We start from the raw sequence: 23,083 nt of genomic DNA, 5'->3' as shown, positions 1-23,083 counted from the left end.
TATTACCTAATAAATTGAAATAAAAGATATTTTATTTTGATGTGACTGATGATATTTCATTATCTTGAGTGAGTTCATGTCGCGCCGCCTCGGCAAAAAAATGGCTCCTATCGCGATAAATTGATTTTTTATTTCGCACAAAATAATCAATTCGCTTTATTAAAATATCTGGCAGCGCAATATTAATCCGCTGCTGTTTCCCTTCAAACTCAGATAGATCAACATCAATAACAAACCATGTATCGCAAAATGAATATTCAGGATTAGCCGCATAAACCATAAAACCAGCATCCTTGATATCTTCAACCGAGAACTTCCCGCTGAGAATCATATCTTCAACGGTTAGCAAAATAGCTTCTCTAGCCATAACGGCAATATCTTCCTGAACATCAGCAGCTGAGAAACATCCGTATTCATAAGCAGAAAACGCCGGAACAATTATACCGTATGCGGTTTTTTCATCTTTTGGTGTCTCTACACCTACTGAAAATAACATATGAGCCTCCAACGTCGGCGGGGATCAGATCCCCGCCATTTTCTTGATAGACCTAATAGTACCAATGGGTAAATCCTTTTTCGGATGTGGTACAGGAAATGTCTTTCCTGTTATTGGCGACCACCATATTTGGTGGCTTCCTCCATTATGCCGTTTAAGTTCACACCCCGCGGCCATTAGCTCTTTTATCAGGTCAGTCGATTTCATATGTCCTCCTAACCTGATATTTATTCTACACACGCATACACACAAGACAAGAAGAGATCGGCTGAAAGTGTTGCCAGACACCTCGTCATTCTGATTAGGTTAAGCAACTGAATAAATAGGCATACGATATTTCAGCTAAACAATAATCTGTTTATGAAATATCATGCTGACCGGCTTTTTCTTTTGATTGACATAGCTGGCGTTTCAATGGATGCGGCGAACACCGCTACAAAGCCAAATAAGAAGGGGAAAAATGGACACAAGGTTCCTACAGGCAAACAAAGAAGCACGCTGGGCTTTTGGTTTAACGCTGGCGTATCTGGCGGGCTGGATAATAACCGCCTATTTACCGGGCAATATTCCTGGGTTAAGCGGCCTGCCCGCCTGGTTTGAAGCCGCCTGTATTGCACTGCCACTGCTGTTTATTGTGCTGTGCTACTTAATGGTTCGCGTGATATTTCGTGATATCCCATTGGGGGATGACAATGCAAACTGATGTCATCTTGCCGTTAGTGGGTTATCTGGTGATGGTATTCGGCCTATCCGTTTATGCTTATACCCGCCGTCAGACCGGGAATTTTCTCAACGAATACTTCATCGGCAACCGTTCGATGGGGGGATTCGTACTGGCAATGACCCTGACTGCGACGTATATCAGCGCCAGTTCATTTATCGGTGGGCCGGGTGCTGCCTATAAGTATGGGTTGGGCTGGGTATTACTGGCGATGATTCAGTTGCCTGCGGTGTGGTTATCATTGGGGGTATTGGGTAAAAAATTTGCGATTCTGGCGCGTCGCTATAATGCCGTGACCCTTAACGACATGCTGTATGCCCGCTATCAAAGCCGCTTATTGGTGTGGCTGGCCAGTCTCAGCTTACTGGTGGCGTTTGTCGGCGCGATGACTGTACAGTTTATCGGTGGTGCCCGCCTGCTGGAAACTGCCGCCGGGATCCCTTACGACACTGGCTTACTGATCTTCGGCGTCAGTATTGCACTGTATACCTCTTTTGGCGGCTTCAGGGCCAGTGTACTCAACGATGCTCTACAAGGGCTGGTGATGTTAGTCGGCACCATTTTGCTGTTAGTCGCCGTGATTCATGCCGCGGGTGGAATACACAAAGCGGTCGAGACGTTACAGCATATTGATCCCGCATTAGTCTCTCCTCAAGGTGGCGATCAGATCCTCGACTTGCCCTTTATGGCCTCTTTTTGGATCTTGGTGTGCTTTGGGGTTATTGGCCTACCGCATACTGCGGTGCGATGTATTTCGTATCGTGATAGCAAAGCAGTACACCGTGGCATTATCATTGGCACCATTGTCGTCGCCATCTTGATGTTTGGTATGCATTTGGCGGGTGCGCTGGGTCGGGCTATCTTGCCGGATCTGAAGATCCCGGATCAGGTGATCCCCACATTGATGATCACCGTGTTGCCACCTTTTGCCGCCGGGATCTTTCTCGCCGCTCCTATGGCGGCGATTATGTCGACTATCAATGCCCAACTGTTGCAATCGTCAGCCACTATTGTGAAAGATTTATACCTTAATCTGCGACCACAAGAGCTGAAGAATGAACGCAAATTGACGCGTATTTCCAGCATGTCGACACTGATCCTTGGGCTGTTACTGCTGCTTGCCGCCTGGCGCCCACCTGAAATGATTATCTGGCTAAATCTATTAGCCTTTGGTGGTTTGGAAGCGGTATTCCTTTGGCCATTGGTGCTGGGGCTATACTGGGAGCGCGCCAACGCTCACGGTGCGCTTAGTTCAATGATTGTGGGTGCGGTATGCTATACCGTGCTGGCCAGTTTCGATATTAAGATAGCCGGCCTGCACCCGATAGTCCCATCGCTGGTGCTTAATCTGCTGGCGTTTTACATCGGCAATCAGTTTGGTGACCGAGCACGAGCGCGACAACCCGCAGTGGTCAGTGCTGATTAAAACTAATTTAAACGACCCCCTTTATCGCCGCAGGCAGAATGGGGTCATGAGAGAATGACTATGCCTTGGATCCAACTCAAGTTAAACACGACCGGTAATCAGGCCGAATCCCTTGGTGATGCGCTGATAGAAAGCGGTGCTGTCTCGGTAACGTTTCAAGATACCCACGATAATCCGGTATTTGAACCGCTGCCGGGGGAAACTCGTCTGTGGGGCGATACCGATGTGATTGGCCTGTATGATGCCGAGACTGACATGGCGGCAGTGATCGCTATGCTGGAATACAATCCTCAGCTCGGCAAAGGCTTTATCCATAAAATTGAACAGTTGGAAGATAAAGATTGGGAACGTGAATGGATGGATAACTTCCATCCGATGCGTTTTGGTGAGCGTCTGTGGATCTGCCCAAGCTGGCGTGATGTGCCCGACCCAACCGCCGTGAACGTGATGCTAGACCCAGGTTTGGCCTTCGGTACAGGTACCCACCCGACCACAGCATTATGTCTGCAATGGCTCGATGGCCTCGATCTGGAAGGCAAAACCGTTATCGACTTCGGCTGCGGCTCTGGCATCCTGGCAATTGCAGCCTTAAAGCTCGGTGCAGCACACGCTATTGGCATTGATATCGATCCGCAAGCTATTCAGGCCAGTCGTGATAACGCACAGCGTAATGGCGTTTCAGAGCGTTTGGCGCTGTATCTGTCAAAAGACCAGCCAGCCGACCTCTCTGCTGACGTGGTGGTTGCCAATATTCTGGCAGGCCCGTTGCGTGAATTGGCCCCACTGATCAGCGTCTTGCCGGTTGCTGGTGGTCATCTCGGCTTGTCTGGCGTGCTGGCAACACAGGCTGCTGGCGTTGCTCAAGCCTACGAGGATAAATTCATCCTAGACCCTGTGGCTGAGAAAGAAGAGTGGTGTCGTATTACCGGTGTACGTAAAGAGCACTAGCATTTCCCTGCGTCAGGCTGCAATCCATCAGGCACTATTTTTAACCGAAATGAGATGCCTGACGCATTTATATCTATTCTTTATCGTTGATTTGATGAATAAATCAGCATCTTCAACCACTATTATGCTACGCCGGCAGTTGATGATGATGTTGTTTAATAGAAAATACTAAAGCGCACAAATTAACCAATTAACACTAACGCCATGTTATATATGGATAAATAATTAATTAACCAAGATTCGTCCGTAATTTATCGCTCTTTTTTCATCAATTGGTCAAAGTTTGGCCTTTCATCTGAGCGCAAAAATGCGTAATATACGCGCCCTTACGGACACAGTGTGGTCATTCTTTGTCTATGCGTATTGGACACTTCCAGCTTACAAATTGCCTGATTGCCGCCCCGATGGCGGGCATCACAGATCGCCCCTTCAGAGCGCTATGTCATGGCATGGGGGCTGGGATGGCTGTATCTGAAATGCTCTCCTCAAATCCAGAGGTATGGCGTACGGATAAGTCGCGTTTGCGCATGGTTCATAGTGATGAGCCTGGAATTCGTACCGTGCAAATTGCCGGTAACGACCCGGATGATATGGCAGCAGCCGCCAGAATTAATGTGGCGAATGGTGCCCAAATCATTGACATCAATATGGGATGTCCGGCCAAGAAAGTGAACCGCAAACTGGCAGGATCGGCATTATTGCAGCATCCTGATCTGGTCAAACAGATCCTCTCCGCAGTGGTTAATGCGGTAGATGTGCCGGTAACGCTGAAGATCCGGACTGGTTGGTCTGCCGAACACCGTAACTGTATAGAAATTGCCCAACTGGCTGAAAGCTGTGGTATACAAGCCCTGACAATTCATGGCCGAACCCGTTCTTGTCTGTTTAATGGTGAGGCGGAGTACGATAGCATTCGGGCAGTTAAGCAGATTGTTTCCATTCCCGTTATCGCGAATGGAGACATCACTGACCCGCATAAAGCCAGAGCGGTGCTTGACTACACTGGGGCTGATGCCCTGATGATAGGACGTGCCGCTCAGGGAAGACCTTGGATCTTCCGGGAAATCCAGCATTATCTGGACACTGGGGAGCTGCTGCCACCAATGCCACTCGGCGAGGTACAGCGCTTGTTAAACGGGCATATACGGGAATTGCACGACTTTTATGGTCCAGGCAAGGGATTTCGTATTGCACGTAAGCACGTCTCTTGGTATCTCCAGGAGCACGCCCCTAACGACCAGTTTCGGCGCACATTCAACGCCATTGAGGATGCCAGCGAACAGCTGGAGGCGTTGGAGGCATATTTCGAAAATCTTGCGTAAACAGAAAAAAGAGCTGACAGAACTATGTTCGAACAACGCGTAAATTCTGACGTACTGACCGTTGCAACCGTAAATTCACAAGATCAGGTGACTCAAAAGCCTTTGCGTGACTCGGTTAAACAAGCACTGAAGAACTATTTTGCTCAACTGAATGGTCAGGATGTGAGTGACCTGTATGAGTTGGTACTGGCTGAAGTTGAACAGCCATTGTTGGACATGGTGATGCAATACACCCGTGGCAACCAAACCCGCGCTGCCCTGATGATGGGCATCAACCGTGGCACGCTGCGTAAGAAATTGAAAAAATACGGCATGAACTGATACTAGTCAGTTAAGGTGTTGTTTAAAAAGGCGTACTCCACACGGAGCGCGCCTTTTTTATTAGCTAATTTCTACCCGATTACGGCCCTGCTGTTTTGCACGGTATAACGCTTCATCCGCACGCTTTAGCGCATCTTCTGGCATCCCTTCCCCACTCCAGTACGCTACCCCCAATGAAATAGTGATAGGCCGAATATCGGGCATCGCCATCATCTCTACATTGTGGCGCAGCCGGTTGGCGACTTGAATCGCGACATCTGGTGTTGTGGCGGGCAGCAACATCAGGAACTCTTCCCCACCGCTGCGGCACAGGATATCGGTATCACGAGAGCTTTCACGGATCTGTACCGCCAACTGCTTGATCACTTCATCACCGACATCATGACCGTAAGAGTCATTGATCGATTTAAAATGATCAATATCCAATGCGATAACAGAAAAATGCTGTTCAAGTTGTGCGATTGGCTCGAGTGTCGTGGCCAATCCGCGACGGTTATACAGGCCTGTCATCGGGTCGGTTTGTGCTTCAAACCTCAGCTTGCCAATTTTCTTTTGCAACAAACTGATGCCGATCAGTAGCGCCCTTTTCAACTGTGTAGACTCAAAATACCAAGACGGTATCTCTTTGATGCTATTGGCAATATCTGGTTTATCCATATCATTGGCACTGCCTGCGAGCAGCCACAGCGGGCGGGCAATCATCCGAGACAATAGCCAGACTCCCAGCAATGTGAGCAGCGCCAGTGGAGTGATGTGACCCAATCCTTTTAGCATTAGCCCCTCAAGCGGTTTTAAAGTCGACACCTCTGGGCGTAAAGTAATAATTTGCCACCCCGATGGCTCCACCACAGCATAGCCTGCCAACATCGATTCACCGTCAGAGTTAGTCACGATTAAACTGCCATTGGTGGCAGCTTTCGTCATCTCGGTGAGCGCCTTTGGCTCAAGTATCTCCCCGACACGGCTCATATTTCGGTGGTATAGAATGCGCCGCTCACTGTCTAGTACGACGATATAGGAACCATCGCGATAGTAATGCTCGCCCAGTAACGCGTTTAAAATACTTTGCTTACGTAAGTAAATGGTTCCCCCGATGTAACCGCGATAGCGCCCATCAGGCGTGATAATCGGTGTCGAAATATTGATGACCAGATTATTAGCGGCAGACATATAGGGATTACTGATTACTGGACGACGTAGTTTTAGCGCTTCCACTGAACCGGGTGATGTCAAGCTGTGGCCCAATAACTGAAGACTATCAGGTGATGTGGCGCGCACAATGCCGTGAACGTCAGTTATTACAACTGAGTTAAAACTGTCAGTTTGGTATTTTAGTCGGGCTGTTTCCGCTTGCAGAGCGGCCTGATCGTCAAAATGCTTTGCTGCAATCTCGCTGCTGTAGTGCAGTTGCTTCTCGGCACTTTTTAGAAAAATTTCGGTGCTGGATGCCAGCTTAGTGGCATAAACACGATTAGCTTCTAAGGTGTTATCAATGAGTAGCTGCCGCTGTACCCGATAACTGGCATAAAAGCTGTTTGCCAGCGTTACAAAAGCACTCATCACAGCCAAAATAAGGATTAAGCGACCGAGGTCGAGGCGAAAAATCTTGGTAGAAAGAATCGAGCGTGACACGACAACATTCCTGAGGTGAGAGGCCAGCTATATTTGGCACTGACGGTAACACGAAAAGAATGCCGGAACTCGCCTATATTACGTCTGCTCAATATTATCTCTTCAAACGAATCATTATCACGCTATAGTCATTATTAACAGTTATCTATACTCAATGTCGTTGGCATCGACTCGCAGTGCTGCAACATCAAGTAATAAGGGTATGACTAAAGTCTGACTTGTGCTGAACATAGGGGTTTAATATGAATAAACTGATTATTGCTGTAGCGCTCGCCGCTACTGTTTTAAGTGGATGTGCTAACAATAGAACAGCCTCTGGTGATACTTTCACTGCTTCTCAAGCAAGACAGGTGCAGACGGTGACCTATGGCACAGTGGTTTCTGCACGTCCAGTGACTATTCAGGGTGGCGATAAAAATAACGTCGCCGGGGCCATTGGTGGTGCGGTGGTCGGTGGGTTCTTGGGGAATACCATCGGTGGTGGCCGTGGTAATAGTCTAGCAACTGCGGGTGGTGTCGTTGCTGGTGGTATGGCGGGCCAAGGTGTGCAGAGCGCAATGAATCGCAGCGAAGGTGTACAACTGGAAATTCGTCGAGATGATGGCAGCAGTATCGTTGTCGTTCAGGCGCAAGGTCCCACCCGTTTCAGTGCAGGCCAACGAGTGATTATTGCCAGTGATCGCAGCGGTACCGTGACAGTTTCTCCTCGTTAAATTTAAATGCCGGGGGAATTCCTCCGGCTTTGAATGACCCAAGAGATAAAAAATTCAGCTCGGTTTTTATCACTGTAATGGGCTGTTTCATAACAGTAAAAACACGGTAAAAGCCATGCAATTAGATGAAAAAACCATTGATATTGATTATGGGAGTCAAATATTAGGTTGCCACAGGGAATGTGTTGTGGTTAAATAGCTTCATCGGTTTGGAACACAGACCTTATGAAAGCAGTTTTAGTAAAGCAGTCCTCAGTTCAAGCGTTATCCATAGATATCCCTTCTCCGTGAGTCTCCTCCTAAGTGCCTAAGTAAGTTACCCTCTGAAAGACAGACCACGTTCGCTACACAATTGTGGCAAAAAATAATTGAAGGAAGTTTCTCTATGTCTAATAAAATGACTGGTTTAGTAAAATGGTTTGACGCTGGTAAAGGTTTTGGTTTCATCACTCCTGCTGACGGCAGCAAAGATGTGTTCGTGCACTTCTCTGCTATCCAGAGCAATGATTTCAAAACCTTAGATGAAGGCCAAAAAGTTGAGTTCTCTATCGAGAATGGCGCTAAAGGCCCATCAGCGGTAAACGTAATCGCACTGTAATATTGTGTGATTCGGGGGAGCAGGCTGCCAATAGCGATGACGGCCAGACCCGAGCAGAGTAGCTGCTCCCCAAGTAACAAAGTAGTACCGGTTGACAGTAACATTTATGCCAAGCAGTTTTAGTAAAGCAGTTCCCCGTATTAGCGTTATCAGACAGATACCTCTTCTCCGTGAAATTCCTTCTAAGTGCCCCATAAGTTGTGCCCAAGCCTATTCGCTCGCCTATGGCGGCAATCAAAAAATAATTGAAGGAAGTTTCTCTATGTCTAATAAAATGACTGGTTTAGTAAAATGGTTTAACGCTGATAAAGGTTTCGGTTTCATCACTCCTGCTGACGGCAGCAAAGATGTGTTCGTACACTTCTCTGCTATCCAGAGCAATGATTTCAAAACCTTAGATGAAGGCCAAAAAGTTGAGTTCTCTATCGAGAATGGCGCTAAAGGCCCATCAGCGGTAAATGTTATTGCTCTGTAAGAGACAATAATACATACCCAAGTCATTGGTGTTGCAGCCAATATTGTTGCAACTTCAATGTACAGGGTAAATCGGAATAATTTACGATAGCGATGAAGGTGATAGCCCTGAGCAGTTAAATTACGCCGTGAAAAATAACCCGCCTTTGTGCGGGTTTTTTGTTAGTGAAAATATGTTCCTATCAATAATAATATTAAATATTTTCCAAATTCATGTGAGATATTCAATAAGCGGAGTTTATGCGTTATCGATTATTTTTCTTTTATACACTTAACTCACAAGAATTATCCTAACCATATCCTTCCTTTTTATTATCTTGTCTATTGCGGCGAAATCATGCTGTTTTAAAAGATAATATCCCGCTACATATAATTAAAAAAGTAAAGTAATCGCTAAATTTAGTCTGAATCACTCTGTTCAGAACAATATATCTTTCACTCCTCTCATCGACACTCCGTAGAATATAAGAATGACTTTGATCAAAATGAATACGTTATTTTGTCTATACAGTTATTTCATATAATCACTGCCTCAATAATTTAATTATTATCTCCTGTTGACTGGCGATGATTAGCACTGCACATAAAATAGCATCAGGGTAAATAATTATGTCGATACTCAAAACACGTTTAGGAAGAATGCTGCTTATCCTATTTATTGGGGTAGGTATCTGGTTTAGTCCAGTACCGGAATCAGTTGATCCACGCGCCTGGCACCTCATGGCGGTCTTTGCCGCAACGGTCATTGGTCTCATTCTCTCGCCATACCCATTGGGTGCAATGGCCATATTCAGTCTGACCGTCGTCGCCGCAACCGGTTTATTAAGCATTAAAGAAGTGTTGACCGGCTTTGCTGATCCCACTATCTGGATGATCGCATGCGCTTTCTTTATCTCGCGCGGCTTCATTAAAACCGGATTTGGTCGTCGAGTCGGTTATCTGTTTATCAGTAAATTAGGTCACAGTTCGCTGGGTCTGGCTTATGGTTTGGTACTGACCGATTTGTTATTTGCACCGGCAATGCCCTCAACCTCAGCCCGTTGTGGTGGCATTATCACCCCGCTGTTCCGCTCAATATCGGAAGCCTATGAATCAACACCAGAACGTGGAACCGAACGCAAAATCGGGGCTTTTCTGGTGCAATGTATCTTCCAATGCAATGCCATTACTTGTGCGATGTTCCTGACATCAATGGCCGGTAACCCTATGATTGGTAAGCTGGCAGGAGAGATGGGCATCACCATCACCTGGACCAGCTGGGCATTAGCGGCAATTGTTCCCGGATTAATCTCGCTAGCCGTCATCCCTCTACTGCTGTATCGCTTCTATCCGCCGGAACTGAAAAAAACGCCAGAAATGCGTGCACTGGCAATCGAGAAACTGAAAGAAATGGGGCCGATGAGCCGCAATGAGTGGATTGTATTATCCGTCTTCGTCGGTTTGGTGACACTGTGGGTGTGTGGTTCAGCATTGAATATTGATGCCACCATGACCGCCTTTATTGGCTTGGCCATTCTGCTACTAAGCAGCGCGTTGACGTGGGATGACGTGATTGCTGAGAAAGAGGCATGGCATACCGTTATCTGGTTTGCGGTGTTGCTTACTCTCGCCAGCCAACTGAATAAATTAGGCTTTATCTCCTGGTTTGGCTCATCCATCGCAGGCTCGGTGCAGGGTATGAACTGGGTGCCGATGATGGGAATCCTGCTACTGGCTTACTATTACAGTCACTACATGATGGCCAGTGCTATTGCACATATCAGCGCCATGTATGCAATTTTTGTTTCTATTGCTATCGCTGCGGGCGCTCCCCCCATGTTGACAGTGCTGGTGTTCGGTATGTTCAGCAACTTGTATATGGCAACCACTCATTACTCCGGCGGCCCTGCCCCTATTCTGTTTGGTTGTAACTTTATTCCACTGGCCACCTGGTGGAAAATCGGCTTCCTGATGAGTCTGGTGGTCATCCCTATCTGGTTGATTATTGGTAGTGCTTGGTGGAAAGTGCTGGGCTTCTGGTAAACATTCTAGACAGATAAACGTCGTTATACCGCGCTGTGGCATTGGCGCGGTATTGATCTTTTCATTCCATTCACTCCAATTATGATATAATCACAAAAAAGCTAGCCTCGCTTACCCGATCACCCTCCTTTTCGTGACCATTCACTACGCGAACCCCGCTTTTAATGTAAATATTGCGTCAATTATCGTATTCATGAAAACGATAGTTGACCGACGGTGTCTGAAGATATGTACCGCTATCGAGTGATATCCATATGCGTTACACGTTCACACTTAATGCATAACGATAGAGTTCATATGATAAAGCCGCAGAAATTCCACATTTCCCTGCTCCACCCTCGCTATTGGCTGACTTGGTTTGGCCTTGGTGTACTGTTCCTGCTAGTCCAGTTACCCTACCCGGTGCTGAATAAATTAGGGATTTGGCTGGGGCGCACCTCAATGCGCTTCCTCAAACGGCGAGTTTCCATCGCTCGACGTAATCTGGAACTTTGCTTTCCTGAGATGGATAAAGCCATCTTGGAGCGAACGATTGTCGGTAATTTTGAATCTCTGGGTATGGGGTTGCTGGAAACCGGTATGGCATGGTTTTGGCCCGATGCCCGCGTGAAACGCTGGTTTACAGTCTCCGGCCTGAACAATCTGAAAAAAGCACAGGAAGGCAACCGCGGAGTGTTAGTCATTGGCGTACATTTTATGTCGCTGGAACTGGGTGGCCGAGTTATGGGCCAATGCCAACCGATGATGGCGATGTACCGCCCACACAATAATAAAGTGATGGAGTTGGTACAAACGTGGGGTCGTATGCGTTCTAACAAAGCGATGCTGGACCGCAAAGATCTGCGTGGCATGGTACAGGCATTGAAGAAAGGTGAAGCGGTATGGTTCGCCCCAGACCAGGATTACGGCCCACGCGGCAGTGTTTTTGCACCATTATTTGCCGTTAATCAGGCAGCGACCACCAGCGGCACCTTTATGTTAGCGCGCTTGGCAAAACCGGCCTTGCTGCCACTTGTATTACTGCGCAAAACCGATGGCAGTGGCTATGACCTGTTGATTCAACCGGCGCTAGAAGATTATCCCATTGACGATGAGATAGCTGCTGCTCGCTACATGAATAAAGTGATTGAAAAAGAGATCATGCGCGCACCAGAGCAATACCTTTGGTTGCATCGCCGTTTCAAAACCCGCCCTGCGGGGGAATCATCACTTTATTAAGCCGATACAAACCGCAAAAACCCGGTCTATGCCGGGTTTTTTTATTCCTTAAAATCAGTAAACACCCTATTCTATGGCTGCGCATCTGCCTCGACGGTGCTGTCTATCGGCACAGTTTCTACGACGGCAATAGGCTTGCGCCCCAGCAATGTTTTACATATGGCACCACTCGTGGGTGGTGCAGTAGTCGGGTAGCTCTGCTGCGGTAAAACATAGACTTGAGTGGTTGCGACAAACCCATCATTAAATGTCGCCTCCACAAAAGTAGCCTGCCAACCCGCCTCTGGTTCTATAAGCGCCACCTCAAAAGTATTTGCCGGTGCGATTGCCAATGGAAATGCGGTGTATCGCACATCACAGGCATAGCGAAAATCACGGGCACCCGCGTTTATGGCAACCCACTGCACAACTTTCTCTGGAGTCTCAGAGAAATTTACCGTCAATGTTTTCACCTCGCCTTTCATCCCAATATTAGTATCCACTTGTGGCATTGGTGTGGATTGCTGCAGGCGATTAACAAAGGTTATCAGTGATTGTTCGCTGAAAGCGGTAATACCATAATGGCTGGAGTTCGCCGCCACCCTCAAGGCTTTGATACCCGGCAATTTATCGTAATAAAAATCCGCATTATCAGGGACGTAAAAATCATCACCACTGGCATTAATAATATATTTCGGAATGCTGAGCCGAGATTCATATTCTGTGCCCAAATACTGTAAGGGATCGACCACTTGCATCAGCTTGGCAAAACCGGGGGTATCTAATTTTTTATCAATATCGTTCTGATAATAGGGGCCGAACGCGATTGGCCAATTACCCCCATAAGATTGATACATATGATCTAACGCAGCACGGGTATCCAGTAGGTCAAAAACAAAAGGTACAATGGCGCTCACACGGAAGTCAGCAATAGCTGTAAGCCAAGTCACCCAACCACGTTTGGATAGTCCAGTGACAATAAAGCTGTCGAACGATTTTTCCGGCAACGCTTGCTGCACCATGGTCATCGTCTGAGAAACCGCCGCTGACATGGGTACATGCAGGGGTAATATCGCGCGAGTTTCCGGCGCATCCATAAATAAACGCCAGCTACGAGCAACACTGTCATCTTCTTTGCGTTGTTTGCCATCTTGTTGATATTCAAGATACTGATTGGGAATAGTGCTAATAGATATCACCGTGGTCTGGGTTATCTTGGCAATATTTTGCAATGTGTTAATTGAAAAATCTGTCGGGCCAGAAGCCGGAGCGTTCTCTGTTCCGTGGTTGACCCCATTATTAATAACCACCAACCCTTGTGTCGACGTACTACCCTCGGGAATAAAGACTTCAACTTCATGCTGCCAGGCAGCAGGAGAGACTAAATTATCCGGCGCCCAATGTTGAGAAGTCAGTTGATAGCGACGCCATTCTAGTCCCGGCAAATTCTCTTGACTCAGTAAATTGTAAATAAGCGGTTCTGTGGCCAATGTAGCCTTATAACAGGACAAAACCTGAGAAAAATCCGTCTCGTTGCATTTTGCCGATTCAGCCTCTGTCTGTGCCAGACAACTGAGGGTGAATAACCACGGCAACCCAGAAATTAATACCATTAAATAACGAGGCATAATGTCTATCCTTTTAAATGTGTTTAGATGAAAACACTCCCAAGAGGATTAGATAACGGTTCTAGAATTTAAAAAATCCGAAATTCACCGGCATATGCCGTTTTTTATGTTACTCAATCGACGAAATACAGATGACCTCCCCAGTCTAAAGACCTCACCGTGGGTGTCTTAAAAAAACAAGAATTTTCTGCACTAAAAAGCATCAATCCCACCGCAAAAGCCCCATAAAAGTGCGTCCAACCTTACCGAGAGGTACTGATAAAGAGTTAACTCCGAGTAATTATCTAGATGATCAATGAAATGCAATTCTGGCATCCCATTTGCTAATACCAAACTGGCTACACGCCGACAGACAGCGACGGTGCATCACGGGTGCGCTACAAAATTAAAATAGGTTCGACTTTGCCTCACAGGACGCTTTCATGAAAAAAATAATGATTTCTACGCTGGTTGCTGCCGCTTCATTCGTGGCATTAGCGGGTCAAGCCCATGCGGGCACTACTTTGGATGCGGTGAAGAAAAAAGGTTTTGTGCAATGTGGTATCAGTGATGGATTGCCCGGATTCTCTTATGCCGATGCTAGCGGCAAATTCTCGGGCCTTGATGTTGACCTCTGCCGTGGTGTGGCTGCCGCCATCTTTGGTGATGCAGAGAAAGTAAAATACACCCCACTGACAGCGAAAGAACGCTTCACCGCTCTGCAATCAGGCGAAGTTGATATTCTCTCGCGCAATACCACTTGGACATCCTCTCGTGATGCGGGCATGGGAATGCTGTTTACCGGTGTGAACTATTATGACGGCATTGGTTTTCTGACTCACAACAAAGCGGGGCTGAAAAGCGCCAAAGAGCTGGATGGTGCGACCGTGTGTATCCAAGCCGGTACAGACACAGAGCTGAACGTTGCCGACTATTTTAAAGCCAATAAAATGCAATACACCCCAGTCACCTTTGACCGATCAGATGAAAGTGCCAAAGCGCTAGACTCTGGCCGCTGTGACACATTGGCCTCTGACCAATCTCAGCTGTACGCATTGCGTATCAAGCTAGGTAAACCGGATGAATTTATCGTCTTGCCAGAAGTTATATCTAAAGAACCTTTGGGCCCAGTCGTGCGCCGTGGTGATGAAGACTGGTTCGCCATCGTGCGCTGGACACTGTTTGCCATGCTGAATGCCGAAGAGATGGGCGTGACATCGAAAAACGTTGAGGCGCTAGCAGCCAAGCCGACCACACCGGATATGGCGCACTTGTTAGGCCAGGAAGGTAACTACGGCAAAGACTTGAAAGTCCCCAATGATTGGGTAGTTAAAATCGTCAAACAAGTGGGTAACTACGGCGAAAGTTTTGATCGTAACGTCGGTATGGGCAGTGAGCTGAAAATCAAACGCGGCCAAAATGCGCTGTGGAACAATGGTGGCCTCCAGTACGCACCTCCGGTTCGCTGATTAAAGACCACTTTTCCGGCAGGCCAGGCCTGCCGGATGAATGACCCAGACCGAGGCCCACACTATGTCACAACGCCCAACCGTCAAAGGTGCCTTTTCGCTGACTAATCCAGCGGTACGCGCCTGGCTGTATCAAATTATCGCGCTCTTGATACTGGTCGGATGCGGTGCGTATCTCATCCATAACACCATCACCAACCTGTCAACTCGGGGCATCACCTCCGGTTTTGCTTTCCTGAACAACAGTGCTGGTTTTGGCATTGTCCAGCATCTTATCGACTACGAGCAGGGCGATACCTATGGCCGGGTATTTTTAGTTGGATTATTCAACACGTTACTGGTCTCCGTATTGTGCATTTTCTTTGCCTCAATACTGGGTTTCTTTCTCGGACTGGCACGGCTGTCAGATAACTGGCTGTTACGCAAACTGTCAACAATCTACATTGAGACATTCCGTAATATTCCACCGCTCCTGCAAATCTTCTTCTGGTATTTCGCGGTATTACGCAATTTACCGGGGCCAAGACAGAGTCTGGATGCCTTCGGTGTTGCTTTCCTGAGTAACCGCGGGTTGTATCTGCCCTCTCCTGAGTTCGCCAGTGGGTTTCTCCCCGCACTGATTGCCGTGCTACTGGCGGTTGTTTTTATCATTGCATTGTATCGCTATAACCATTTTCGCCAGCGACATACCGGGCAATTTCACCGTACCTGGCCTGTGGGTTTGCTGCTATTGATAGCCCTGCCCACGCTAGCTCACTTACTGTATGGCCCGGCACTGCATTGGAGTCTCCCTGAACTGAAAGGGTTTAACTTTAAAGGTGGACTCGTGCTTATCCCTGAACTGGCGGCCTTAACTCTGGCGCTGTCGGTTTACACCTCGACCTTTATTGCGGAAGTTATTCGCTCTGGTATCCAATCTGTGCCTCATGGACAACATGAAGCCGCACGGTCACTGGCACTACCCAATACCGTAACCTTACGTCAGGTCATTTTACCGCAAGCATTGCGGGTCATCATTCCACCGCTGACCAGCCAATATTTAAATATCGTCAAAAACTCCTCACTGGCAGCTGCCATTGGCTACCCAGATATGGTGTCGCTGTTTGCCGGAACGGTGCTGAACCAAACCGGTCAGGCGATAGAAACCATCGCCATCACCATGTCAGTCTATTTGGTTATCAGCCTGTCCATTTCATTTTTAATGAATCTCTACAACCGGCGTATTGCGCTGGTAGAGCGCTAAGGGAAGCGAATGACGATGATATTAAGCCGCGAGCCCCCCAGCACTGTGCAGCCGGGTAACCCGTTGAGTCGAATGGTGTTCTGGGCTAGAAAAAACCTTTTTTCCAGTTGGACCAATAGCTTACTGACGATTTTGTGCTTATGGCTGATGTGGCAGTTGATCCCGCCGTTACTGAACTGGACTATTTTTAACGCCAACTGGCTAGGGACAACACGCGCTGATTGCACCCGTGAAGGTGCCTGCTGGGTATTTATTCATGCACGCTTTGGCCAGTTTATGTATGGCCTTTATCCCATTGACCAGCGCTGGCGCATCAATACCACCTTAATCATTGGTTTGCTCACGCTCGTCCCACTGTTTTGGCGCGCCATGCCCCGTCGTGGCCGCTATCTTGTGCTGTGGATGGTGGCCTATCCATTATTCGTGTGGGTGATGTTATATGGCGGTTTCTTTGGGCTAACCCGCGTTGAAACACGCCAGTGGGGTGGGCTAACACTGACGCTGATCATTGCCGCCGTCGGGATTGCAGGAGCTTTACCACTGGGCATCTTGCTGGCATTGGCACGCCGTTCAAGTATGCCGGTGGTACGTATTCTCGCCGTGGCATTTATCGAGTTCTGGCGTGGGGTGCCGTTAATCACCGTGCTGTTTATGTCCTCGGTGATGCTGCCGCTGTTTATGACAGAAGGCACCAGCATCGACAAACTGATCCGTGCGTTGGTGGGGGTAGTGCTATTCCAGTCCGCTTATGTCGCAGAAGTGGTGCGCGGGGGTCTACAGGCATTACCCAAAGGCCAAACCGAAGCCGCCGAATCACTGGGGTTAGGCTACTGGAAAACGCAAGGGTTAGTTATTCTGCCGCAAGCCCTGAAGATGGTTATTCCGGGGTTAGTGAACACCATTATCGCGCTATTTAAAGATACCAGTCTGGTGATCATCATTGGTCTATTTGACCTATTCAGCAGTGTACAACAAGCCACCGTCGACCCCGCCTGGTTAGGCATGTCGACCGAGGGCTATGTCTTCGCTGCGGCGGTTTACTGGATTTTCTGTTTCAGCATGTCGCGCTACAGCCAGCATCTGGAGAAGCGCTTTCACACCGGACGTTCCACACATTGAGGCCCCATATGAGCGACAATCAGCTAATTCAAGGCGATAACATGATGATTACGCTGGAAAACGTCAATAAGTGGTACGGGCAGTTCCACGTATTGAAAGATATCAATTTACATGTGCGCCCCGGTGAACGCATCGTGCTATGTGGCCCTTCAGGCTCTGGCAAATCCACCACTATTCGCTGCATCAACCATTTGGAAGAGCATCAGCAGGGGAAAATCACGGTGGACGGTATCGAGCTTAACGACGATTTACGCAATATTGAGCGCGTACGCACGGAGGTGGGCATGGTATTCCAGCATTTCAATCTATTCCCGCACTTAACCGTCATGCAGAACTGTACGTTAGCCCCAAGCTGGGTGCGCAAAATGCCGAAGAAAGAAGCCGATGAGTTGGCGATGCATTATCTGGAACGAGTTCGAATAGCCGAACATGCCCATAAATTCCCCGGACAGCTTTCCGGCGGGCAGCAGCAGCGCGTGGCTATTGCCCGTTCGCTGTGCATGAAACCCAAAATTATGTTATTCGACGAACCCACCTCGGCCCTAGACCCCGAAATGGTCAAAGAAGTGCTCGATACCATGATCAGTCTGGCGCATGAGGGAATGACCATGCTGTGCGTCACTCACGAAATGGGCTTTGCTCGCACTGTCGCGGATCGGGTTATTTTTATGGATCGCGGGGAAATTGTTGAACAAGCACCGCCGGCGGAGTTCTTCTCCAATCCAAAATCTGAACGCACACAGGCGTTTCTGGCACAAGTTATTCACTAACAAGGACTTAAAACGATATTCATTACTTTGGGTATTTTCATTGAGTATTTTTAGGTGGGGTTCTCCCCACCCTTTTTTATATTTTCAAATTTAACCCACTGAAATTTATTTCAGTCCATATCGTTCGCAATATCATCAAACAAAATTCGGTCATGGGTAATATGTGACTCTGGACATAAAAAGACAAATTCAACGTCAGTCTTTGCAGTAAGTTGATGCGCTGTATTAGGATAAATACAAAATACAGCACCTTTATAAAACTTATCGGCACGCTTATTTTTTAACGTTCCGGCAATAACATCAGCGGTCCAAATAGCACCTTCACCAAAGATAATAATATACCACTCTTCATCTTTAACATGGCTGTGGCAACCGACCCGCGTCCCCTGTTTAACGCGAGTTCCATAGGCTCGCAAGCCATTCTTCTTAAACATCTCTGTAAATGCTATACCAACCATATTATCTTCTATCGCATTATTAGTACTAAATTCTGAGAAATTTATCATGCTACGTATCCTTGTAGTAAATAGAGCAAATAATGCTCTAGACGACAGAGGTTAATGTTTATTTAATAAACAAACAACCTTTAAAAAAAACAAAGAAATTTATAGAAAATAAACATAATTAACTAATTAACTAATTAACTAATTAACTAATTAACTAATTAACTAATTAACTAAATCAATACTTTATATTACCCATAAAAATCAAAAAACTATTGCCACTATGACTTTTCAAATACCAAACCATTAAAATTAAAAAGAGATGGAAATAATAAATATCACAAATCATTAGCTTTGCCTGATAAATTTAATATAGAGGGACGATTTTATGGTGAACTCCCCGCATCGAAATCAGAGTTTCAAACTGAATTTCAAGAACATGTTCGTAAAGTTGAACGCCTAAAAGATCGAGTAACATCATTCAAAAAACATACAATAAAGCCGGTGTTTCTAGCAAGAAACAAATTATCGAATTCTGTCATGAAAAAAATATAAACAATTATTTTCCTCAAAGCTTCTTTGAATATTCGGGATCCTTTCCATTCATATCCGAATGGAAAGGATCATAAATTAATATAACAATTGATATAAGATACTTATAACATTGTTTATATTTCTTCTATTTATCACCCCTATTATCACCATAGTAAATGGCCGATTAAAGGTGCGCCAATAACGGTGATAATACCGGCTAGCATCATTACCAAGCTGGATACCACTCCCTCCTGTTGCCCCATCTCGTAGGCTTTAGCAGTACCGGCACCATGAGAAGAGGCCCCTAGCCCCGCGCCTTTTGCCAACCCACTACGCACTGATAGCCGCAGAAACAGTAAATCCCCTACCGCCATACCGAACACCCCGGTAATGACTACGAACAGCGCGACTAAATCAGGCTGCCCACCCAATTGTTTTGCTGCTTCCAGAGCAAAAGGCGTGGTAATTGAGCGCACTGCCAAGCTACGTTGCACTTCTTCCGAGAGTGTTAATAACTTCGCCAGCCATACCGAACTGACCACCGCCACCGTAATGGCTGTGATAACACCCGCGGTGAGGGAGAGCCAATGGCGGCGAATAATCGACAGGTTTTCATAAACGGGTACAGCAAATGCGATGGTTGCTGGCCCTAGTAGCCACAGCAACCAATGCGTCTCGCCAATATAATCTTGGTATGAGATATGGGTGACCACCAGCAGCAACACCAATACCATTGGCGTCAATACCAAGGGCATCAGCAACAATGAGCGGCGACGACGATAGAGCTTTTTATTGGCAAAATAGAGTGCCAACGTCGCCAGAAAGCATGCAATGCTGATAATCAAGTCATTCATGATGATTGGATTTGCGGCGTTGTAGCCACACCTCAAAACGGTAAACCCGGTCAACTACCAAGCCAGTTGCCGCGAGTGTCAGCGTCGTACTCACAGCAATGACGGCGAAAATCTTCCAACCATCTACCATGATTAATTGAGCATAATTCACCACTGCCACCACTGCGGGCACAAAAAACAGTAGCATCTCAGCCAATAACCAACGCGACCCGGCCTGCACCCAACGCACAGGCAAAATACGCAACATAATCATGGCTAACAGCAATAACATACCGACGATATTGGCGGGCAAGGGAAGATGGAAAACACTAACCAACTGATCAGCAATGATAAATAACCCAGCATACAGCGCCACCTGAACCGGCACCTGTAGGCGAGTGAGAACTGACGGCGCGAAACTACGTAACGCCAACAACATGAGGAACCTCGGAGGGAAATTTTGTCAGTGCTCAGTATAGGCCGCGAGCAACCTTGCAAAAAATGAATTAAAATCATCACAATCATGCCTAAATGGCATAGTTTGATGTCTCCCCGCTGACGTCACTCACTGACAGGAAAAAATGATGGATATTAGGACACTACGTTATTTCGTCGAGGTAGTGCGCCAGCAAAGTTTCACTCGGGCGGCAGAGAAACTGTTTGTTACTCAGCCGACCATCAGCAAAATGCTGCGTAATTTGGAAAATGAGTTGGAATGCAGCCTGCTGACCCGCGAGGGTCGCCGCTTACATTTGACCGATAATGGCCAAGTCGTCTATCAGCGCGGGTTGGCGATCCTCGACCAATTTCAGCAGTTGGAAGCAGAGCTAAAAGATATTAGCTCGTTGAAGAAAGGGATGTTGCGACTCGGCATTCCACCTATGGTGGGTACACAAATGGCGGTCCTTATCAGCGAATTCCGCCGCAGTTACCCTGGAGTAGAGTTACAAATTGCCGAGTTTGGCGGTTTAACCGTGCAACAGGCGGTGCTGTCCGGTGAATTGGATTTAGCATTAACCGCTCTCCCCGCCGATGCTGATTTACCCTTAACGTCATTGCCGCTGTTTAGCCATCCGTTGTGTGTCGTGGTGCCACGTACCGCATTTTGGCTTAACCGCACAACCATCAGTATTCCTGAATTAGCTGACCAACCTATCTTGATTTATAACGAAGATTTTGCTCTGTATCGTCAGTTAATGGACGCTTTTACGGCGGGTGGTTTTACACCACAAATCGCCGTTCGCAGCGGACAGTGGGATTTTCTCGCCGCCATGGTGCAAGCCAATATTGGCATCGCTATTTTGCCGGAACCTATCTGCCAACGGCTGGATAAAAATGCCCTGCTATGGCTACCATTGGAACCATTAATGCCGTGGCAGTTGGGGCTAATTTGGCGTCAGGGAAGTTACCTTTCTCACAGTGCACAGGCGTGGATTACCCGCTGCCGTGAATTCTGGCCTAATGGATCGTGAGTGGAGATAAAACCGGCCACTGGGCAGCAGCCGGATGAGGAGAATTAACCTTCTTTTTCTATCAATAGTGCTTCCAGTAAATCCAAATCATGCAGCAGTTTTTGCAGGGTTTCGTTACTGATTTTTTGTGTCGCGCGCAGGTGATACAGCTCACCACGCTCGGCCCGCAGTGCCGTTAAGCGAAAACGTCGCTCCAGATTTTCAATCAATAATGTGTTCTCGATTTCATCTTTACTGCCGGTACGCCGTCGCAGCGTACCAATGACACGCGAGCTAACCTCTTTGAGTAATTCTGGGTCAATATTCTCTTCACTGCTGGCAGCCAGTCGCTCTTCCATCTTGTTCAAACTGACAATCGCCACTTCCGCTGCCGCAGCACGTGCCAAACGAACCTCTTCACGGCTGGCGCTTTTATCTGCCACAACCACACCGCGTAGCAACGGTGGCAATGCAATCACCCCGACAATGACCGACAACAAAATCACGCCAGTGGCGATAAACACCAATTGATAGCGAGATGGGAAAGCTGAACCATCACTGAGGAATAACGGAATAGACAACACACCAGCCAAGGTAATCGCCCCACGCACCCCCGCAAATGAAGCCACCCACAGCTCGCGTGTGGTGTAATTACTAAACTCCAGTGGGCGCTTACTCAGCAAGCGTTTACTGATTTTTTTCATCGACCATAGCCAACCAAAACGCAGTACCAACAGTGCGCCATAAATGATGGCAACATCAGCAAACAGGTTCCAAGTTTGAATGGTTGGATCCAGTTCAGCCTGCACGATCGACGTTTCTAGAATGCCCGGCAATTGCAGGCCCAGCAGGATAAACACCATGCCGTTAAATACGAACTCCAACATCGACCACACGCTATCGGCGCGCAACCGCATGGTCAGAGGAGCATTACGAATAACCCCCGATTGGCTGATGGTCATCCCCGCGGCCACTGCGGCTAAAATACCGGAAACACCAATATGTTCAGCAATCAGATAAGAGGCGAACGGTAACAGTAGCAGCAAGACGATTTGTGTCGCCGGGTCATCACCGCTCCATCGGCTCATTAGGCGCAGTGATTTACTGTATGACCACGTGACAGCCACACCGGCCAGCAAACCGCCAATCGCCACTTTCAGGAATTCCAACGTGGCACCAGAAACCGTGAACACCATAGTGCCCATTGCCACCGCAATAGCGAATTTCAGCGCAACCAGACCAGAGGCATCATTCATCAATGCCTCCCCTTCCAACACACCCATAATCGATTTAGGTATTCGCCCTTTCCCTACGATACCGGACAACGCCACGGCATCGGTTGGCGATAATACCGCCGCCAGTGCAAAAGCAGCGACCAGCGGAATACCCGGTACCATCCAATAAATGAGGTAACCGATGCCCACCACAGTGACCAGCACCAAGGCTAAGGCCAAACCAAATATTTCCCGCCCATGGTGGATAAATTCCCGTGTCGGTGTTTTCCAGCCATCGGCAAAGAGCAGTGGAGGGATAAACAGCACTAAGAATAATTCCGGGTCAAAATCGACATGCAAACCAAAGTGAGGCCAAGCCAGCAAGGCACCACAGACAATCTGCATTAAAGGGAGAGGAACTTGAAACGGTAACATTCTCGTGACGACGCCAGAAAGCGATACCACCAGAATCAGAATGAGGATTGTAAAAAAGATTTCCATGCTTTCCTTAGACTCAACACGACGTACAC

At 47.5% G+C, this 23,083-nt stretch carries 23 protein-coding genes; 15 read left to right on the top strand and 8 right to left on the bottom strand.

The genetic code is table 11. The features are described from left to right. Nucleotides 1-31 precede the first annotated feature (31 nt). Nucleotides 32-496, bottom strand: coding sequence for a type II toxin-antitoxin system HicB family antitoxin (locus HUZ92_RS00395; protein WP_050100549.1), 465 nt, complete (start codon nucleotides 494-496; stop codon nucleotides 32-34). A 24-nt stretch (nucleotides 497-520) separates the two neighbouring features. After that, nucleotides 521-703: a type II toxin-antitoxin system HicA family toxin gene (locus HUZ92_RS00390; protein WP_050100546.1), complete on the bottom strand. Its 183-nt coding sequence runs from the start codon at nucleotides 701-703 to the stop codon at nucleotides 521-523. Nucleotides 704-956: 253 nt separating this feature from the next. On the opposite strand from HUZ92_RS00390, the gene HUZ92_RS00385 reads away from it, so the two are divergent. From HUZ92_RS00385 to fis, 5 genes are all read left to right on the top strand, one after another. Further along, a complete protein-coding gene (locus HUZ92_RS00385; protein WP_050100544.1) occupies nucleotides 957-1,199 on the top strand; it encodes a YhdT family protein in 243 nt (80 codons plus the stop codon). Beyond that, nucleotides 1,189-2,643 (top strand): sodium/pantothenate symporter, encoded by a 1,455-nt coding sequence (gene panF, locus HUZ92_RS00380; protein WP_050100543.1) that lies wholly within the window; start codon nucleotides 1,189-1,191, stop codon nucleotides 2,641-2,643. The genes HUZ92_RS00385 and panF overlap by 11 nt, the downstream gene beginning before the upstream one ends. Nucleotides 2,644-2,703: 60 nt before the next feature. After that, nucleotides 2,704-3,591: a 50S ribosomal protein L11 methyltransferase gene (prmA, locus tag HUZ92_RS00375; RefSeq protein ID WP_050100756.1), complete on the top strand. Its 888-nt coding sequence runs from the start codon at nucleotides 2,704-2,706 to the stop codon at nucleotides 3,589-3,591. A 356-nt stretch (nucleotides 3,592-3,947) separates the two neighbouring features. Continuing rightward, on the top strand, nucleotides 3,948-4,913 hold the full coding sequence (dusB, locus tag HUZ92_RS00370; protein ID WP_050100541.1) for a tRNA dihydrouridine synthase DusB: 966 nt from the start codon (nucleotides 3,948-3,950) through the stop codon (nucleotides 4,911-4,913). A 24-nt stretch (nucleotides 4,914-4,937) separates the two neighbouring features. Further along, complete coding sequence (fis, locus tag HUZ92_RS00365) at nucleotides 4,938-5,234, top strand: DNA-binding transcriptional regulator Fis (RefSeq protein ID WP_002210061.1); 297 nt, start codon at nucleotides 4,938-4,940, stop codon at nucleotides 5,232-5,234. 60 nt (nucleotides 5,235-5,294) lie between these two features. Here fis and HUZ92_RS00360 read toward each other — a convergent pair whose 3' ends face one another. Beyond that, nucleotides 5,295-6,854 (bottom strand): GGDEF domain-containing protein, encoded by a 1,560-nt coding sequence (locus HUZ92_RS00360; RefSeq protein WP_145525261.1) that lies wholly within the window; start codon nucleotides 6,852-6,854, stop codon nucleotides 5,295-5,297. A gap of 254 nt (nucleotides 6,855-7,108) precedes the next feature. Here HUZ92_RS00360 and HUZ92_RS00355 point away from each other — a divergent pair, with 254 nt between their 5' ends. From HUZ92_RS00355 to lpxP, 5 genes are all read left to right on the top strand, one after another. Next, nucleotides 7,109-7,579, top strand: a complete 471-nt coding sequence (locus HUZ92_RS00355; RefSeq protein WP_005174352.1) for an outer membrane lipoprotein — start codon at nucleotides 7,109-7,111, stop codon at nucleotides 7,577-7,579. Between the two features lie 385 nt (nucleotides 7,580-7,964). After that, complete coding sequence (cspE, locus tag HUZ92_RS00350) at nucleotides 7,965-8,177, top strand: transcription antiterminator/RNA stability regulator CspE (protein ID WP_005174354.1); 213 nt, start codon at nucleotides 7,965-7,967, stop codon at nucleotides 8,175-8,177. 262 nt (nucleotides 8,178-8,439) lie between these two features. Continuing rightward, complete coding sequence (gene cspG / locus HUZ92_RS00345; protein WP_005163087.1) at nucleotides 8,440-8,652, top strand: cold shock protein CspG; 213 nt, start codon at nucleotides 8,440-8,442, stop codon at nucleotides 8,650-8,652. A 608-nt stretch (nucleotides 8,653-9,260) separates the two neighbouring features. Beyond that, a complete protein-coding gene (locus HUZ92_RS00340; protein ID WP_050101680.1) occupies nucleotides 9,261-10,673 on the top strand; it encodes an anion permease in 1,413 nt (470 codons plus the stop codon). A 297-nt stretch (nucleotides 10,674-10,970) separates the two neighbouring features. Continuing rightward, nucleotides 10,971-11,891 (top strand): kdo(2)-lipid IV(A) palmitoleoyltransferase, encoded by a 921-nt coding sequence (gene lpxP, locus HUZ92_RS00335; protein WP_050101681.1) that lies wholly within the window; start codon nucleotides 10,971-10,973, stop codon nucleotides 11,889-11,891. A 71-nt stretch (nucleotides 11,892-11,962) separates the two neighbouring features. On the opposite strand, the gene HUZ92_RS00330 is transcribed toward lpxP, so the two are convergent. Further along, nucleotides 11,963-13,498, bottom strand: coding sequence for a PhoPQ-activated pathogenicity-related family protein (locus tag HUZ92_RS00330; RefSeq protein WP_145580122.1), 1,536 nt, complete (start codon nucleotides 13,496-13,498; stop codon nucleotides 11,963-11,965). Between the two features lie 422 nt (nucleotides 13,499-13,920). On the opposite strand from HUZ92_RS00330, the gene HUZ92_RS00325 reads away from it, so the two are divergent. The 4 genes from HUZ92_RS00325 to HUZ92_RS00310 all read left to right on the top strand — a co-directional run bounded on the left by HUZ92_RS00325 (nucleotide 13,921) and on the right by HUZ92_RS00310 (nucleotide 18,078). Continuing rightward, complete coding sequence (locus HUZ92_RS00325; protein WP_050101683.1) at nucleotides 13,921-14,946, top strand: amino acid ABC transporter substrate-binding protein; 1,026 nt, start codon at nucleotides 13,921-13,923, stop codon at nucleotides 14,944-14,946. Between the two features lie 64 nt (nucleotides 14,947-15,010). Then, nucleotides 15,011-16,189: an amino acid ABC transporter permease gene (locus HUZ92_RS00320; RefSeq protein WP_050141199.1), complete on the top strand. Its 1,179-nt coding sequence runs from the start codon at nucleotides 15,011-15,013 to the stop codon at nucleotides 16,187-16,189. A gap of 9 nt (nucleotides 16,190-16,198) precedes the next feature. Next, the gene (locus tag HUZ92_RS00315; RefSeq protein ID WP_050141198.1) at nucleotides 16,199-17,308 is read left to right on the top strand and encodes an amino acid ABC transporter permease; all 1,110 of its coding nucleotides are present in this window, start codon (nucleotides 16,199-16,201) and stop codon (nucleotides 17,306-17,308) included. 8 nt (nucleotides 17,309-17,316) lie between these two features. Further along, nucleotides 17,317-18,078, top strand: a complete 762-nt coding sequence (locus HUZ92_RS00310) for an amino acid ABC transporter ATP-binding protein (protein ID WP_050101686.1) — start codon at nucleotides 17,317-17,319, stop codon at nucleotides 18,076-18,078. A 110-nt stretch (nucleotides 18,079-18,188) separates the two neighbouring features. On the opposite strand, the gene HUZ92_RS00305 is transcribed toward HUZ92_RS00310, so the two are convergent. The 3 genes from HUZ92_RS00305 to HUZ92_RS00295 form a co-directional block, all read right to left on the bottom strand. Further along, a complete protein-coding gene (locus HUZ92_RS00305; protein WP_145580123.1) occupies nucleotides 18,189-18,584 on the bottom strand; it encodes a cupin domain-containing protein in 396 nt (131 codons plus the stop codon). Nucleotides 18,585-19,219: 635 nt separating this feature from the next. Beyond that, on the bottom strand, nucleotides 19,220-19,909 hold the full coding sequence (locus tag HUZ92_RS00300; protein ID WP_050101688.1) for an LrgB family protein: 690 nt from the start codon (nucleotides 19,907-19,909) through the stop codon (nucleotides 19,220-19,222). Continuing rightward, nucleotides 19,902-20,327, bottom strand: coding sequence for a CidA/LrgA family protein (locus HUZ92_RS00295; protein WP_050296002.1), 426 nt, complete (start codon nucleotides 20,325-20,327; stop codon nucleotides 19,902-19,904). Before HUZ92_RS00295 ends, HUZ92_RS00300 begins: the two co-directional genes overlap by 8 nt. 145 nt (nucleotides 20,328-20,472) lie before the next feature. Between HUZ92_RS00295 and HUZ92_RS00290 the strand changes: the two genes are divergently transcribed. Continuing rightward, nucleotides 20,473-21,360 carry a LysR family transcriptional regulator gene (locus HUZ92_RS00290; protein WP_050101690.1) on the top strand — a complete coding sequence of 296 codons (888 nt, stop codon included), beginning with the start codon at nucleotides 20,473-20,475 and terminating at the stop codon, nucleotides 21,358-21,360. A 44-nt stretch (nucleotides 21,361-21,404) separates the two neighbouring features. On the opposite strand, the gene HUZ92_RS00285 is transcribed toward HUZ92_RS00290, so the two are convergent. After that, a complete protein-coding gene (locus tag HUZ92_RS00285; protein WP_050101691.1) occupies nucleotides 21,405-23,054 on the bottom strand; it encodes a Na+/H+ antiporter in 1,650 nt (549 codons plus the stop codon). Nucleotides 23,055-23,083 lie beyond the last annotated feature (29 nt).

Source organism: Yersinia vastinensis (assembly GCF_902726565.1).
Taxonomy (GTDB): domain Bacteria; phylum Pseudomonadota; class Gammaproteobacteria; order Enterobacterales; family Enterobacteriaceae; genus Yersinia; species Yersinia vastinensis.
This window is presented reverse-complemented; position numbering and strand designations above follow the sequence as displayed.

What these genes read in the sequence shown, in the direction of transcription:
- HUZ92_RS00395 (WP_050100549.1), bottom strand. Translation starts at nt 496, where the DNA reads ATGTTATTTTCAGTAGGTGTAGAGACACCAAAAGATGAAAAAACCGCA.
- HUZ92_RS00390 (WP_050100546.1), bottom strand. Translation starts at nt 703, where the DNA reads ATGAAATCGACTGACCTGATAAAAGAGCTAATGGCCGCGGGGTGTGAA.
- HUZ92_RS00385 (WP_050100544.1), top strand. Translation starts at nt 957, where the DNA reads ATGGACACAAGGTTCCTACAGGCAAACAAAGAAGCACGCTGGGCTTTT.
- panF (WP_050100543.1), top strand. Translation starts at nt 1,189, where the DNA reads ATGCAAACTGATGTCATCTTGCCGTTAGTGGGTTATCTGGTGATGGTA.
- prmA (WP_050100756.1), top strand. Translation starts at nt 2,704, where the DNA reads ATGCCTTGGATCCAACTCAAGTTAAACACGACCGGTAATCAGGCCGAA.
- dusB (WP_050100541.1), top strand. Translation starts at nt 3,948, where the DNA reads ATGCGTATTGGACACTTCCAGCTTACAAATTGCCTGATTGCCGCCCCG.
- fis (WP_002210061.1), top strand. Translation starts at nt 4,938, where the DNA reads ATGTTCGAACAACGCGTAAATTCTGACGTACTGACCGTTGCAACCGTA.
- HUZ92_RS00355 (WP_005174352.1), top strand. Translation starts at nt 7,109, where the DNA reads ATGAATAAACTGATTATTGCTGTAGCGCTCGCCGCTACTGTTTTAAGT.
- cspE (WP_005174354.1), top strand. Translation starts at nt 7,965, where the DNA reads ATGTCTAATAAAATGACTGGTTTAGTAAAATGGTTTGACGCTGGTAAA.
- cspG (WP_005163087.1), top strand. Translation starts at nt 8,440, where the DNA reads ATGTCTAATAAAATGACTGGTTTAGTAAAATGGTTTAACGCTGATAAA.
- HUZ92_RS00340 (WP_050101680.1), top strand. Translation starts at nt 9,261, where the DNA reads ATGTCGATACTCAAAACACGTTTAGGAAGAATGCTGCTTATCCTATTT.
- lpxP (WP_050101681.1), top strand. Translation starts at nt 10,971, where the DNA reads ATGATAAAGCCGCAGAAATTCCACATTTCCCTGCTCCACCCTCGCTAT.
- HUZ92_RS00330 (WP_145580122.1), bottom strand. Translation starts at nt 13,498, where the DNA reads ATGCCTCGTTATTTAATGGTATTAATTTCTGGGTTGCCGTGGTTATTC.
- HUZ92_RS00325 (WP_050101683.1), top strand. Translation starts at nt 13,921, where the DNA reads ATGAAAAAAATAATGATTTCTACGCTGGTTGCTGCCGCTTCATTCGTG.
- HUZ92_RS00320 (WP_050141199.1), top strand. Translation starts at nt 15,011, where the DNA reads ATGTCACAACGCCCAACCGTCAAAGGTGCCTTTTCGCTGACTAATCCA.
- HUZ92_RS00315 (WP_050141198.1), top strand. Translation starts at nt 16,199, where the DNA reads ATGACGATGATATTAAGCCGCGAGCCCCCCAGCACTGTGCAGCCGGGT.
- HUZ92_RS00310 (WP_050101686.1), top strand. Translation starts at nt 17,317, where the DNA reads ATGAGCGACAATCAGCTAATTCAAGGCGATAACATGATGATTACGCTG.
- HUZ92_RS00305 (WP_145580123.1), bottom strand. Translation starts at nt 18,584, where the DNA reads ATGATAAATTTCTCAGAATTTAGTACTAATAATGCGATAGAAGATAAT.
- HUZ92_RS00300 (WP_050101688.1), bottom strand. Translation starts at nt 19,909, where the DNA reads ATGAATGACTTGATTATCAGCATTGCATGCTTTCTGGCGACGTTGGCA.
- HUZ92_RS00295 (WP_050296002.1), bottom strand. Translation starts at nt 20,327, where the DNA reads ATGTTGTTGGCGTTACGTAGTTTCGCGCCGTCAGTTCTCACTCGCCTA.
- HUZ92_RS00290 (WP_050101690.1), top strand. Translation starts at nt 20,473, where the DNA reads ATGGATATTAGGACACTACGTTATTTCGTCGAGGTAGTGCGCCAGCAA.
- HUZ92_RS00285 (WP_050101691.1), bottom strand. Translation starts at nt 23,054, where the DNA reads ATGGAAATCTTTTTTACAATCCTCATTCTGATTCTGGTGGTATCGCTT.